We start from the raw sequence: 11,864 nt of genomic DNA, 5'->3' as shown, positions 1-11,864 counted from the left end.
GGCAGGATCGAATTTTCCTGTCTAGATCATGGCCATCCTGCACCCGACCCGCACCCATACCGCCCTGCTGCCGCGCTACGTCAGCCGCTTCCGCTGCATCGGCTCGGCCTGCACCGACAATTGCTGCACCGGCTGGACCGTCACCCTCGACAAGAAGACCTTCAACGCCTACCGCCAGAGCCGCCATCCGGAACTGCAGGAGGTGTTCGGGACCAGCCTGCGGCGCCAGCGCAGCGGGGCCAGCGACTCCTTCTACGGACGCATCGAGATGACAGAGGGCGAGATCGCCTGCCCGATCATGCGCGATGGCCTGTGCGGCGTGCACAAGCACATGGACGAAAGCCACCTGTCCCACACCTGCTTCACCTATCCCCGCGTCTCGGCCAGTCTGGGCGGCCAGGTCCAGCAGGCCCTGCAGCTGTCCTGCCCGGAAGCGGCGCGCCAGGCGCTGCTGGCGCCGGACGCCTTCGACTTCGTCGAAGACCAGATCACGGTGCGCAGCGCCGAGGTGCGCCGGCTGGACGCCGGCGCCTCCGTCAGTCCCGAGCTGCTGCACGATGTGCGCATCTTCTGCCTGCAGCTGATGCGCCTGGAGGGCGTGGAACTGTGGCAACGCCTGGCCCTGCTGGGCGTCTTCTGCGAGCAGCTGAGCCAGGTGGGCAAGGCGGCCGGCGCCGCCGGCATCCCGGCGCTGCTGGACGAATTCACTCGCCTGGCCGAGAGCGGCGCCATGCTGGACGCCCTGGGCGACCTGCGTCCGAACCACGAGGATCAGGCCATCGTGTTCGCCACCTTGTGGAGCGGCAAGGAAGCCCCGGGGCGCACCGCGCGCCAGCGCGCCGTGATCGACGCCGTGGCCAGCAACCTGGGCGCCGACCCGGAAACCGGCGTGGCCAGCATCGAGAGCCTGGTGGCCGCCTACACCCGCGGCGTGGAGCGCTTGCCGCAGGCGCTGGCGGCCGCCCCGCACCTGCTCGACCACTACGTGCTCAACGAGATGTTCCTGCACCTGTTCCCCTTCGATGCCGCCGACGCCTACGAAAGCTATCTGCAACTGGTGTCGCGCTACGGCCTGCTGCGCCTGATGCTGGCCGCCCAATGCGCCGCCGACGCGCCGCTGCCCGGCGTCGACACCCTGGTGGAAACGGTCCAGATCTTTTGCCGGCGCTTCCGTCACGACCAGGGTTTTGCCAAACAGACCAATGAGGCGCTGCGAAACGGCGGCTGGGACAGCCTGGACAAGCTGTACGGCTTCCTGCGCTATTGATTTGGCTAGGCAGGATGACATCGAAACGCGGCTCCGGCCGCGTTTTTTCTTGCCTTGAAGGCCGGCTTGAGGATTTTTTCGAAGAAAAATAAATCTTTTTTTGCCCTAAAGTTCCCAAAAACCCTGTCGTCTAGACGCAGCGCACCGCCAAACTTGAGCGAAATTTCTCCGATTTATTTTCGTTGCCCACCATAAAGCTTTTACGGGGCACTCCGTTACCAGCATCAACAGCGGTGTGATCGTCACGGAACAGCGTGGCGCACCAAAGTGAACAGGGTACAGTCGCCCGCCCCATAAAGTAGTAAGTCTGGAGAATTACCATGGCATCCGTCATCAACACCAACATCGCTTCGCTCAACTCGCAACGTAACCTGACCTCGTCGCAGACCTCGCTGACCACCTCGCTGCAGCGTCTGTCCTCGGGTCTGCGCATCAACAGCGCAAAGGACGATGCGGCTGGCCTGGCGATTTCGGACCGCATGAACTCGCAAATCCGCGGGATGAACCAAGCTTCCCGTAACGCCAACGACGGCGTCTCGATGGCACAAACCGCAGAAGGCGCTCTGGCAAACTCGGGCGACATCCTGCAGCGTATCCGCGAACTGGCCGTCCAGTCGTCGAACGCTTCGAACTCGGCCAGCGACCGCAAGGCACTGCAGACCGAAGTCACCCAGCTGTCGTCGGAACTGAACCGTATCGCCACCACCACTTCGTTCAACGGCCAGCAACTGCTGGACGGCACCAGCGGCACCTCGAACTTCCAGGTCGGCGCGAATGCAAACGAACTGATCTCGATGTCGGGCTCGAACTTCACCACCAGCGCCTACGGCAACAACCAGGTGGCAGTCGATGCAGTCCAGGCAACCGCCACCAGCAACCTGGCTTCGGGCAGCGCCATCACCATCAACGGTTCGCGTGGCACCGCTACCGCCAGCGGCACCAGCGCCAAGGCGATCGCCGCATCGGTGAACCAGAACTCGGGTTCCACCGGCGTGACCGGCAGCGCACAGACCCAGACCATGCTGGAAGTGGGCGCGAGCGAAAGCTACACCCTGGAACTGAAGGGCGACAACAGCACCGCCGTGAAGATCTCCTTCTCGACCGGCGCCGGCACCTCGGCAACCGACCTGGCAGCGGGTATCTCGGCCTTCAACGCACGTTCGGCCGAAACCGGTGTGACCGCTGAATACGATGCCAAGAACAAGGGCATCAAGCTGACCCACGCCAGCGGCGAAAACATCGACCTGAAGAACGCCAAGACCACCAACAACACCAAGCTGGACCTGAAGAACTACAAGACCGACACCACCACCGCCCAAGGTGAACTGGTGGCTGGCACCCTGGACATGAAGACCGCAGCAGCGACGGGTATTGCCAACGGTCACGTGACCTTCGACTCGGAAAGCAGCTTCTCGCTGGTCGACGCCGGTTCGGGCCTGGCAGCAACCAAGAGCTCGGACATGAAGACCGTCGCGTCGCTGGACATCAGCAGCTTCGCCGGCGCCCAGCAAGCGATCAAGATTGCCGATGCAGCACTGGCAACCGTGAACACCAAGCGCGCCGAGTTCGGTGCACTGCAATCGCGCTTCTCGTCGGCCATCTCGAGCCTGCAGTCGAACACCGAGAACCTGTCGGCATCGAAGAGCCGCATCGTCGACACCGACTTCGCAGCTGAAACCGCGAACATGACCCGCGGCCAGATCCTGCAGCAGGCAGGCACCGCGATGCTGGCCCAGGCCAACTCGCTGCCGAACGGCGTGCTGTCCCTGCTGCGTGGCTAATTCGCTGAAGTCCTAGCGCCGTAGTACGCTCCCCGGCTGATTCCGATCAGCCGGGGATTTTTCAGTTTGGGGTCCCATCATGAACATCCAGCCTTTTGGTGCGTCCGTCACGCCGAAGCTCGACGATCGGCCGGCGCCCGACAGCATCGCCACCCGCGCGCCCGCCACGCGCCAGCCTGACGCCGCTCCGGCGGAACAGGAAGCAAAGCCGCCTTCGCGCAAGGAACTCGACGAGGCGGTCAAGAAGATCAACGGTTCGATGCCGCCTGCGGCGCGCAGCCTCGAATTCTCGGTCGACGACGAAAGCAAGCAGACCGTCGTCAAGATCATCGACGTCAGCACGAAGGAAGTGGTGCGCCAGATCCCGACGACCGAAGCGCTCGAGATCGCCAAGTCGCTCGACAAGGCCATGGGCCGCCTGATCAGCCAGAAAGCCTGAGCCTGTAGCAACCGTGCAAACGCCGCTCCCACGAGGAGCGGCGTTGTGTTTCGTATAGATATTTCCCCAAGCCACAAATAAGCAGGTAATTCCTGCTCTCAAGTCCGGTTTGCTCCTGTCGATAATGACTTACATTATCTACTTTCGTAGGAGAAACAAGTGGCCATTTCCTCAGCCGGCGTCGGTTCCGGTCTCAACGTAGACGACCTCATCAGTAGGCTGATGGCGGCCGAGTCCGCGCCGCTTGCCAAGTACGACACCCGCACCGCCGCGTTCCAGAGCAAGCTCGACGCATTGAGCAAACTGAGCAGCGCAGTGAGCAGCTTCCAGGGTTCCCTGTCTTCCCTGACTTCCGCCGCCACCTTCAAGGCGGTCAGCGCCAGCGTCTCGAACCCCGACATCCTCAAGGGCAGCGCCACCAGCGAAGCGGCGCCCGGCACCTACAAGATCAGCGTCAGTCAGCTGGCCCAGTCGCAGACGCTCAACAGCGCCGGCCACGCCAGCATGACCTCGTCGATCGGCAGCGGCGCCAAGACCACCCTGACCTTCCAGTTCGGCACCACCTCGGGCGGCCGCTACGGCGTCGATGCCAGCGCCCTGAGCGCCGCGGTGGCCAGCACCGGCATCGCCAACGGCTCGCTGACCATCAACGGCACCGCGATCACCACCAGCAATACCACCCGCAGCGCCCAGGCCCTGGCCGCGGCCATCAATGCCGAAACCGAGGACACCGGCGTCACCGCCGTGGCCCAGCAGACCGCCACCAGCGCCACCATGTTCGGCGGCGCGGGCGCGGCCAGTTTCGGCGCGGTGACGACCGCCGCCGGCGCCAGCTATTCGCTGTCGGTGGGCGGCGTCAGGATCGCGGCCCAGGAAGGCGGCATCGCGGCCGGCGCGGCGGGCAGCGTGAGCGCGGCCTCGATCGACGACGCCCTCAGCGGCAACAACGCGACCACCCAGGCCCTGAGCGCGGCCGGCATCACCTTCACCGGTTCGGCCGCCAATGGCGACCTGCAGTTCTTCTCGGCCGAGGGCGCCAATATCACGGTCAGCGAAAGCGTCGAAGGCGCCGTTACCGGCGGTCTGAACAACAGCGGCACGGCCAACAACGGCATGACCACCACCGTCACCGCCGGCGTCAGCCTCAGCTCGAGCAGCGGCAACGCGATCTCGGTCGGCGGCAGCAAGCCTGCCCTGGCCGGTCTCACCGCGGGCAGCAACGGCAGCTACATCGGCGCCGGCTTCGCCCAGGACGGCGACAAGGCCAGCGGCGTGGTCACGCTGGAAGCCGGCGACCAGTCGCTGCAGGGCATCCGCGACGCCATCAACAAGGCGAATATCGGCGTGCAGGCCAGCATCGTCTCGGACGGCAGCGCCGAGCCCTACCGCCTGGTGCTGACCTCGACCAAGACCGGCGAGAAGTCGTCGATGAAGATCAGCGTCAGCGGCGAGGCCGGCGTGGATGCCGACCCGGCGCTGCAGGCCCTGCTCGGCTACGACCCTGCCGGCGCCCAGGGCCTGAAGCAGACCAGCGCGGCCCAGAGCGCCAAGCTGGACGTGAACGGCGTGGCCGTCACCAGCGACACCAACAACGTCAGCGGCGCGATCCAGGGCGTGACCCTGGACGTGAGCCAGACCGGCAAAAGCAACGTCACCATCGCCAAGGACACCAACGCGGTCAAGAACAGCGTGGATGCGTTCGTGAAGGCCTACAACACGCTCAACAGCACCATGAAGAGCCTGACGGCCTACGACGCCACCACCAAGAAGGGCGGTCCGCTGGTGGGCGACTCGACGGTGCGCTCGGTCCAGACCCAGCTGCGCGGCCTGCTCGGCACCGCGGTCGGCGACGGCAAGCTGACTACCCTGAGCCAGGTCGGCATCACCTTCCAGAAGGATGGCAGCCTGGCCGTCGATTCGAGCAAGCTGAACAAGGCGATGACCGAGAACTTCAGCGAGATCAGCGGCCTGTTCGCCGCGGTCGGCAAGGCCTCGGACGCCAACATCAAGTTCAACAACTCGACCGCCAAGACCCAGCCCGGCAGCTATGCGGTGAACATCACCGAGATGGCGAGCAAGGGCAACGTCACCAGCAAGGACGCGCTGGCCGCCACCACCACCATCGCTCCCAACACCAGCTGGCTGGTGACCCTGAACCAGACTGACCCGGAAAGCGCCAAGCGCACCGCGACCGTCAAGCTCAACGCCGGCACCTACACGCCGGACCAGCTGGCCTCGATGATCCGCGCCGCGATCAACGGCACCTCGAACTTCATGGAGAACGGCGACACCGTCGAGACCAAGCTCGAGGACGGCAAGCTGTCGCTGTCCTCGACCAAATGGGGCAGCGCTTCCAACCTGACGATCGAGAACATCGCCGGCGGCTCCACGGTCGAAGAGGTGTTCGGCGCCGAGCCGAAGTTCAACAAGGGCAAGGACGTGGCCGGCACCATCGGCGGCGCCCCCGCCACCGGCAACGGCCAGACCCTGACCGCGGCCGCCGGCTCCAAGGCCGAGGGCCTGAAGATCGACGTCACCGACGGCGCGGCGGGCGAACGCGGCACCATCAGCTTCACCCAGGGCTACGCCTACCAGCTGAACAACCTGGCCACCAGCTTCATGGGCAAGGAAGGCCTGATCACCAACAAGGCCGACGGCCTGAACGTCTCGATCAAGGCGGTCGACAAGGAGCGCGTGCGCTTCACCGAACGCCTCGAGCAAACCGAAAAACGCTATCGCGCGCAGTTCACCGCGCTCGATTCGATGCTTGCCTCGATGCAGCGGACGCAATCCTATTTAACGCAGCAGCTGGCCGCCATCGCGGCCAACAGCTAAACAATCCATATCCTGGAGAAGAACATGTTTGGTTCCATGCAACGCGGCGTCAACGCCTATGCCAAGGTCGGTCTCGAGACCGGCGTGAGCGCGGCCTCGCCCCACAAGCTGATCGTCATGCTGTACGACGGCGCCCTGGTGTCGATCCTGAACGCCGGCGCCAACCTGAAATCGGGCAACGTCGCCGCCAAGGGCGCCGCCATTTCGAAGGCCATCAACATCGTCGACAACGGCCTGCGCGCCGCCCTCGACAAGAAGGTCGGCGGCGAGATCGCCCAGAATCTCGACGCCCTGTACGAATACATCAGCGCGCGCCTGTTCAAGGCCAACCTGGAAAACGACCAGGGCATCCTGGACGAAGCCCATGCCCTGCTGTCCGACCTGCGCGACGCCTGGAACGCGATCGATCCGCAGGCCGGCCAGGCCGCGCCGGCCGCCGCCGCCGCGCCGGCAGCCCAACTGCGTACCCCGTCCCTGATGAGTGCCTGAACCATGTCGCAAATGCAAATGACCAGCGAAGATATCGTCGAGACCTACGAAATCATGGCCGTGATCAGCGACCAGATGCTGCGCGCCGCCAACGACAACGACTGGGACCGCCTGGCCCTGCTCGAGCAGCAGCACGCCCTGCACCTGCGCCAGCTGACATCCAGCGAGCCGCAGCCGCTGGCCGGCGCCCAGCGCGTCAAGAAGGTCGACGCGATCCGCCGCATGCTGGACGCCGACCGCCAGATCCGCGACCTGACCACCCCGTGGATGGCGCGCCTGTCGGCCATGATCGGCAACACCTCGACCGAACGCCGCGTCGCCCGCGCCTACGGCATCTGAGGCCGCTGGCCTGTTTGTAGCACCGCATGCTGCCGCGCGAGCTCGTCTCCACCGTCCAGCCCACCGCGCCGGCCAGGCCGGCCGAGGGGCTCGCCGATCCGCGCCAGCAAGCCCTGCAGCGCGCCCTCGCTCCCCAGCTGGGCAAGGCGCTGCACGGTGAAGTCCTCACCAGGCTGACCGACGGCAGCTTCGTCGTCAAGGTCGCCGACATCCCCACCCGCATGCTGCTCCCGCCCGGCGCCAGGGTCGGCGCCGACGTGCCGCTGACCCTGGTCTCGGTGCAGCCGCGCCCGACCTTCCAGATCGGCACCGGCAACCCGGTGTTCAGCGAAGCCGGCCCGCCGCTGCCCGAAGGCGCCGACCCGGCCAAGGCGCCGCTCCTGATGCGCGAGGGCGCCACCGCCGCCAGCGTGGCGCGCGCCACCGCCCTGCTGCAAGCCGCGGCCGGCGGCGCCGCGGCCCTGCCCGGCGGCGCCGAAGCCCGGAACACCACGCTCAGCCGCACCGGCCAGGCGATCGGCGGCGTGCTGGCCGCCGCGGCGAAGGCCGAGTCGCCGCAGACCGCGGCGCTGGGCCGCGCCCCGGTCGTAGGCGCGCCCACCGGTGACGCCGCCGGCATCGCCCAGGGCCTGCAGCAGGCCGTCGGCAAGAGCGGCCTGTTCTACGAATCGCACGTGGCCGAATGGGCGCAGGGCGGGCGCGCACTGTCCGACCTGAACGCCGAACCGCAGCAGCAGGCCGCGCGCGAAGGCCAGCGCCCGCAAGCGAACGACCCGGCCACCGCCCAGTTCATCAACCTGCAGCTGGCCACGCAAGAGCAGGCGCAAGTCGCCTGGCAGGGCAATCTGTGGCCCGCACAGCCGATGCGGCTCGAGCTAGGGCGCGAGGTCGAGAACGAGGGGCAAGGAGACGGGGGCGGAACCGAAGAGCGCGCCTGGCACAGCCGCCTGCGCCTGAATTTCCCCGGCCTGGGCGAGGTCGACGCGCGCCTGACCCTGCATGGCGGCGCCCTGCAGCTGCGCGTCTCCGCCGGCGACGACAGCGCCGCCCTGCTGCGCCGCAACCAGGCGAGCCTGGCCGGCGCCCTGGACGCCGCCGGCACGCCGCTGGCCGCCTTCGAGGTGCGCGCCACCGGCAGTCAAGACGCGCCGTGAACGCCCCTCAGGACAAGCGCCGCCAGAGCGCCGTCGCGCTGGCCTACGGAAAGGGCGACCCGGCGCCGAAGGTGGTGGCCAAGGGCCAGGGCCTGGTCGCCGAGCAGATCATGCAGCGCGCCAGGGAAGCCGGCGTGTTCGTGCACGAATCGAAAGAACTGGTGCAGCTCCTGATGGGCGTGGACCTGGACCGCGAAATTCCGCCCGCCCTGTATCGCGCAATTGCGGAACTGTTGGCATGGCTATATCATATTGAGTCGGCTCAAAAACAGGGAGCGCCACTGCCGCCTGCCCCGGATCCGACGCCCCACCTCAACCTGGACGATGCGGCGAAGGCCGAACCAAGCAATGAATAATCAGGAACTGGACAACTGGCACGACTACGAGGTGGGGTCGCGCCGTGAGATCGTCGCCCTGCTGCGCCAGATCGGCGAGAAGCACCAGCTGGTGCGCATGCTGGTCAAGGGCGAGGCGGACGTCTGCGTCACCACCATCCTGGCGGTCGACCCGGACGCCGGCACCATGGTGCTGGACCGCTCGATCGACCGCGAGCAGAACGAGCGCATCCTGTCTGCCGGCAAAGTGCGCTGCGAGACCTACCTCGACAAGATCCGCATCCTGTTCACCGCCGAAGGGCTTGCGCCAACCCTGTTCGAAGGCAATGCCGCGCTGCGCGCCGACATCCCGGCGACCCTGATCCGCCTGCAGCGCCGCGAGTTCTACCGCATGGAGACCCCGGTGTCGAACCCGGTGCGCGCGATCCTGCCGCTGCCGCTCGAACTGGGCCTGGGTAGCGCGGCGTTCCCGCTGCACGACATCAGCTGCGGCGGCATCGCGGTGATCGACCACAAGAACCAGCTCAGCACGGTCATCGGCGAAGACCTGCCGAACTGCCGCATCGAGCTGCCGGAGATCGGTCCGGTCAGCGTCACGCTGCAGGTGCGCAACTCGCTCGACATGACCATGCTGAACAACAAGACCAGCCGCCGCATCGGGCTGCAGTTCGTGAACATGTCGCGCGGCGGCGACGCCGCGGTGCAGCGCTACATCACCAAGCTGGAGCGCGAGCGCAACGCGCGCCTGGCGGGACTGGCCTGATCCTGCCCCTACGTACTGCTACGTAGCTTCGACCCGCATCCGGGTCGGCTACACTAGGCGATCCCGTTCACGCGTAACGCCGATGCCGAACAGTCTTTCGCCAGCCCACTTCTCCGCCGCCTTCGACCAATCCGCCGTGGGCATGGCCCTGGTGGGGCTGGACGGCCGCTGGCTGGAAGTGAACGCGGCGCTGTGCGCCATGCTCGGCTACCGCCGCGACGAGCTGCTGGCCCTGACATTCCACGACATCGCCGTGCTCGACGAGCTGCCGCAGGACCGCGCGCTGGCCGCGCGCCTGTTGTCCGGCGAACTCGCCTCCTGCCAGCTGGAGAAGCGCTACCGCCAGCCGGGCGGCGCCATCGTCTGGGGCCTGCTGAACGTCACGCTCGGCCGCGAGAGCTGCGGCGCGCCGCTGTGCTTCTTCGTGCAGGTGGTCGACATCACGGCGCAGAAGCGCGCGCAGGAAGAGCGCGACGCCCTGTTCGCGCTGTCGCCCGACCTGCTGGCGGTGGCCACGACCGAAGGCGCGCTGCTGCAGGTCAATCCGGCCTGGCGCGAGGTGCTGGGCTGGGACGAGGCCACGTTGCTGGCGCGTCCCTATTACGAGATGATCCACCCGGACGACCTCGCGCACACCCGCGATCTGCTGCAGGGCCTGACGGAAGGCGGGCCGGTGCACCGCATGCGCAATCGCCAGCGCCACGCGGACGGCAGCTGGCGCTGGATCGAGTGGAGCAACCGGCTGGGCCCGGATGGCCGCCTGTTCGCCTCGGGCCGCGACGTCACCGAGCAGATCGAGAACGAGGCGCGCCTGCGCGGCCAGGAACAGAAGATCCGGCTGCTGATCGAGCACGCCAACGACGCTTTCCTCGGCATGGACCGGCACGGCGTGGTCACCGAGTGGAACCGCCAGGCCGAGACCACCTTCGGCTGGAGCGCGAACGACATCATCGGCCAGCCGATGGCCGATCTGCTGGCCCCGGCGCGCCTGCGCCAGGCCCACCTGGACGGCATGGCGGCTTTTCTCCGCAGCTGCGCCCACGCCCCCGTCCTGCCGGCGCACAAGCGGGTCGAGGTGCCGGCGCTGCGCAAGGACGGTAGCGAGATCCTGGTCGAATTCTCGGTCGGCGTGGTGCTGCTCGACGGCGAGCCCTGGTTCCACGCCTTCCTGCGCGACGTCTCGAAGCAGCGCCGCCTGTCCGACCAGCTGCACTACCGCGCCACCCACGATTTCCTCACCGGCCTGCCCAACCGCTACGAGTTCATAAGCCGACTGCAGCTGGCCCTGGCGATGCCGGGCGCCGCGCCGGCCGTGCTGTTCATCGACCTGGACGGGTTCAAGGCGGTCAACGACGTCTTCGGCCACGATGCCGGCGATGCGGTGCTGATCGAATTCAGCCGGCGCCTGCTGGCGACGGTCGGGGAACAGGGCCTGGCGGCGCGCCTGGCGGGCGACGAGTTCGTGGTGCTGCTGGAGACGGGCGAAGACGCCGAGGCGCTGTGCGCCGTCATCCTCGGCGCCGCCAGCCTGCCCTATGCCCTGCCGCAGGGATGCAATCCGGTCACGGCCAGCGTCGGCCTGGCGCTGGCCACGCCCGGCGAAAGCGTCGACACCCTGCTGGCGCGCGCCGACAGTGCGATGTACGCCGCCAAGCGCGCCGGCAAGCACTGCTACGCCTTCGGGCGGCGCGGCCAATGGACAGTAAAGGCCGGTCCGGAGTAGCCGGGATCGTTCAAAGCTGGATCGGGCCGGTCCCGGGGCGGATCAGGCCGCGCTGGGTCGCCACCACCACCGCATGGGTGCGCGCGGTGGCGTCGAGCTTGCTCATCACGCCCTTCACGTGGGTTTTCACGGTGCCGACGCCGATGCCGAGCTTGCGCGCGATCGACTTGTTGCAGCAGCCCTGCGCCAGCAGTTGCAGGACGTCGGTCTCGCGGCCGGTGAGCGCTTCGCGCGTCAGGCTCTCGGCCACGCTGCGCGTCATCGATTCGCTCAGGTAGCGCTGGCCGCGCACCAGCAGGCCGACGGCGTGGCCCAGCTCGTCCGGAGCGCAGGACTGCGGCAGGTAGCCGGCCACCCCGGCGTCCATCGCGATGCGCACTTCCCACTCCTTGTCGAACTGGCTCACCACCAGCACCGCGGGCGCCTGGGCGCCGACGCCCTGGCGTGCCAGCGCGACGCCCGTGTCATAGTCGGCCACCAGCACGCGGGCGACGCGCTGCGCCTCCGGCTGGCGCAGCTGCGAGGTCACGCGCAGGCCCGGCTGTTCGGCCAGGATGGTGTGCATCCCGACCGTCATGATCGGATCGGCGTGCATGATGTGGATGGCGGTAGTTGGCGCTTGCATGTAGGTACTCCTGCTGGTGGCAGCGGACAATGGCGCGGCCTCACGTGGTCCCGCCTCCGACATATTGGAACGACAAGAACAAGAAGACAAGTAATCGTTTGTAATTACCGGTTT

The 11,864-nt window shown here is 67.1% G+C and carries 11 protein-coding genes; 10 read left to right on the top strand and 1 reads right to left on the bottom strand.

What is annotated here, in order from left to right; translation table 11 throughout:
• Positions 1–28 precede the first annotated feature (28 nt).
• The 10 genes from fliB (at position 29) to LQ564_RS05090 (ending at position 11,125) form a co-directional block, all read left to right on the top strand.
• Positions 29–1,267: a flagellin lysine-N-methylase gene (gene fliB, locus LQ564_RS05135; protein ID WP_231056993.1), complete on the top strand. Its 1,239-nt coding sequence runs from the start codon at positions 29–31 to the stop codon at positions 1,265–1,267.
• A 320-nt stretch (positions 1,268–1,587) separates the two neighbouring features.
• On the top strand, positions 1,588–3,048 hold the full coding sequence (locus LQ564_RS05130) for a flagellin N-terminal helical domain-containing protein (protein ID WP_231056992.1): 1,461 nt from the start codon (positions 1,588–1,590) through the stop codon (positions 3,046–3,048).
• 79 nt (positions 3,049–3,127) lie between these two features.
• A complete protein-coding gene (locus tag LQ564_RS05125) occupies positions 3,128–3,487 on the top strand; it encodes a flagellar protein FlaG (RefSeq protein WP_231056991.1) in 360 nt (119 codons plus the stop codon).
• Between the two features lie 159 nt (positions 3,488–3,646).
• Positions 3,647–6,322 (top strand): flagellar filament capping protein FliD, encoded by a 2,676-nt coding sequence (fliD, locus tag LQ564_RS05120; RefSeq protein ID WP_371873424.1) that lies wholly within the window; start codon positions 3,647–3,649, stop codon positions 6,320–6,322.
• A gap of 24 nt (positions 6,323–6,346) precedes the next feature.
• Complete coding sequence (gene fliS, locus LQ564_RS05115; RefSeq protein WP_231056989.1) at positions 6,347–6,811, top strand: flagellar export chaperone FliS; 465 nt, start codon at positions 6,347–6,349, stop codon at positions 6,809–6,811.
• A gap of 18 nt (positions 6,812–6,829) precedes the next feature.
• Positions 6,830–7,150: a flagellar protein FliT gene (locus LQ564_RS05110; RefSeq protein WP_307729920.1), complete on the top strand. Its 321-nt coding sequence runs from the start codon at positions 6,830–6,832 to the stop codon at positions 7,148–7,150.
• Between the two features lie 26 nt (positions 7,151–7,176).
• Positions 7,177–8,304: a flagellar hook-length control protein FliK gene (gene fliK, locus LQ564_RS05105; RefSeq protein WP_231056988.1), complete on the top strand. Its 1,128-nt coding sequence runs from the start codon at positions 7,177–7,179 to the stop codon at positions 8,302–8,304.
• On the top strand, positions 8,301–8,660 hold the full coding sequence (locus tag LQ564_RS05100) for an EscU/YscU/HrcU family type III secretion system export apparatus switch protein (protein WP_231056987.1): 360 nt from the start codon (positions 8,301–8,303) through the stop codon (positions 8,658–8,660). The genes fliK and LQ564_RS05100 overlap by 4 nt, the downstream gene beginning before the upstream one ends.
• On the top strand, positions 8,653–9,402 hold the full coding sequence (locus tag LQ564_RS05095; RefSeq protein WP_231056986.1) for a flagellar brake protein: 750 nt from the start codon (positions 8,653–8,655) through the stop codon (positions 9,400–9,402). The genes LQ564_RS05100 and LQ564_RS05095 overlap by 8 nt, the downstream gene beginning before the upstream one ends.
• Positions 9,403–9,484: 82 nt before the next feature.
• On the top strand, positions 9,485–11,125 hold the full coding sequence (locus tag LQ564_RS05090; protein ID WP_231056985.1) for a PAS domain S-box protein: 1,641 nt from the start codon (positions 9,485–9,487) through the stop codon (positions 11,123–11,125).
• Positions 11,126–11,135: 10 nt separating this feature from the next.
• Here the strand turns inward: LQ564_RS05090 and LQ564_RS05085 are convergent, their stop codons facing one another.
• Entirely contained in the window at positions 11,136–11,750 is a 615-nt protein-coding gene (locus tag LQ564_RS05085) for a response regulator transcription factor (protein WP_231056984.1), read from the bottom strand.
• Positions 11,751–11,864 lie beyond the last annotated feature (114 nt).

Source organism: Massilia phyllostachyos (assembly GCF_021044825.1).
Taxonomy (GTDB): Bacteria; Pseudomonadota; Gammaproteobacteria; order Burkholderiales; family Burkholderiaceae_D; genus Telluria; species Telluria phyllostachyos.
Note: the sequence above shows the minus strand (reverse complement) of the source record. Positions and strands in the feature narration are given on the sequence as shown.

Coding starts and splice junctions, on each gene's coding strand:
- LQ564_RS05085 (WP_231056984.1), bottom strand. CDS start 11,750: ATGCAAGCGCCAACTACCGCCATCCACATCATGCACGCCGATCCGATC.
- fliB (WP_231056993.1), top strand. CDS start 29: ATGGCCATCCTGCACCCGACCCGCACCCATACCGCCCTGCTGCCGCGC.
- LQ564_RS05130 (WP_231056992.1), top strand. CDS start 1,588: ATGGCATCCGTCATCAACACCAACATCGCTTCGCTCAACTCGCAACGT.
- LQ564_RS05090 (WP_231056985.1), top strand. CDS start 9,485: ATGCCGAACAGTCTTTCGCCAGCCCACTTCTCCGCCGCCTTCGACCAA.
- LQ564_RS05110 (WP_307729920.1), top strand. CDS start 6,830: ATGACCAGCGAAGATATCGTCGAGACCTACGAAATCATGGCCGTGATC.
- LQ564_RS05125 (WP_231056991.1), top strand. CDS start 3,128: ATGAACATCCAGCCTTTTGGTGCGTCCGTCACGCCGAAGCTCGACGAT.
- LQ564_RS05095 (WP_231056986.1), top strand. CDS start 8,653: ATGAATAATCAGGAACTGGACAACTGGCACGACTACGAGGTGGGGTCG.
- fliS (WP_231056989.1), top strand. CDS start 6,347: ATGTTTGGTTCCATGCAACGCGGCGTCAACGCCTATGCCAAGGTCGGT.
- fliK (WP_231056988.1), top strand. CDS start 7,177: ATGCTGCCGCGCGAGCTCGTCTCCACCGTCCAGCCCACCGCGCCGGCC.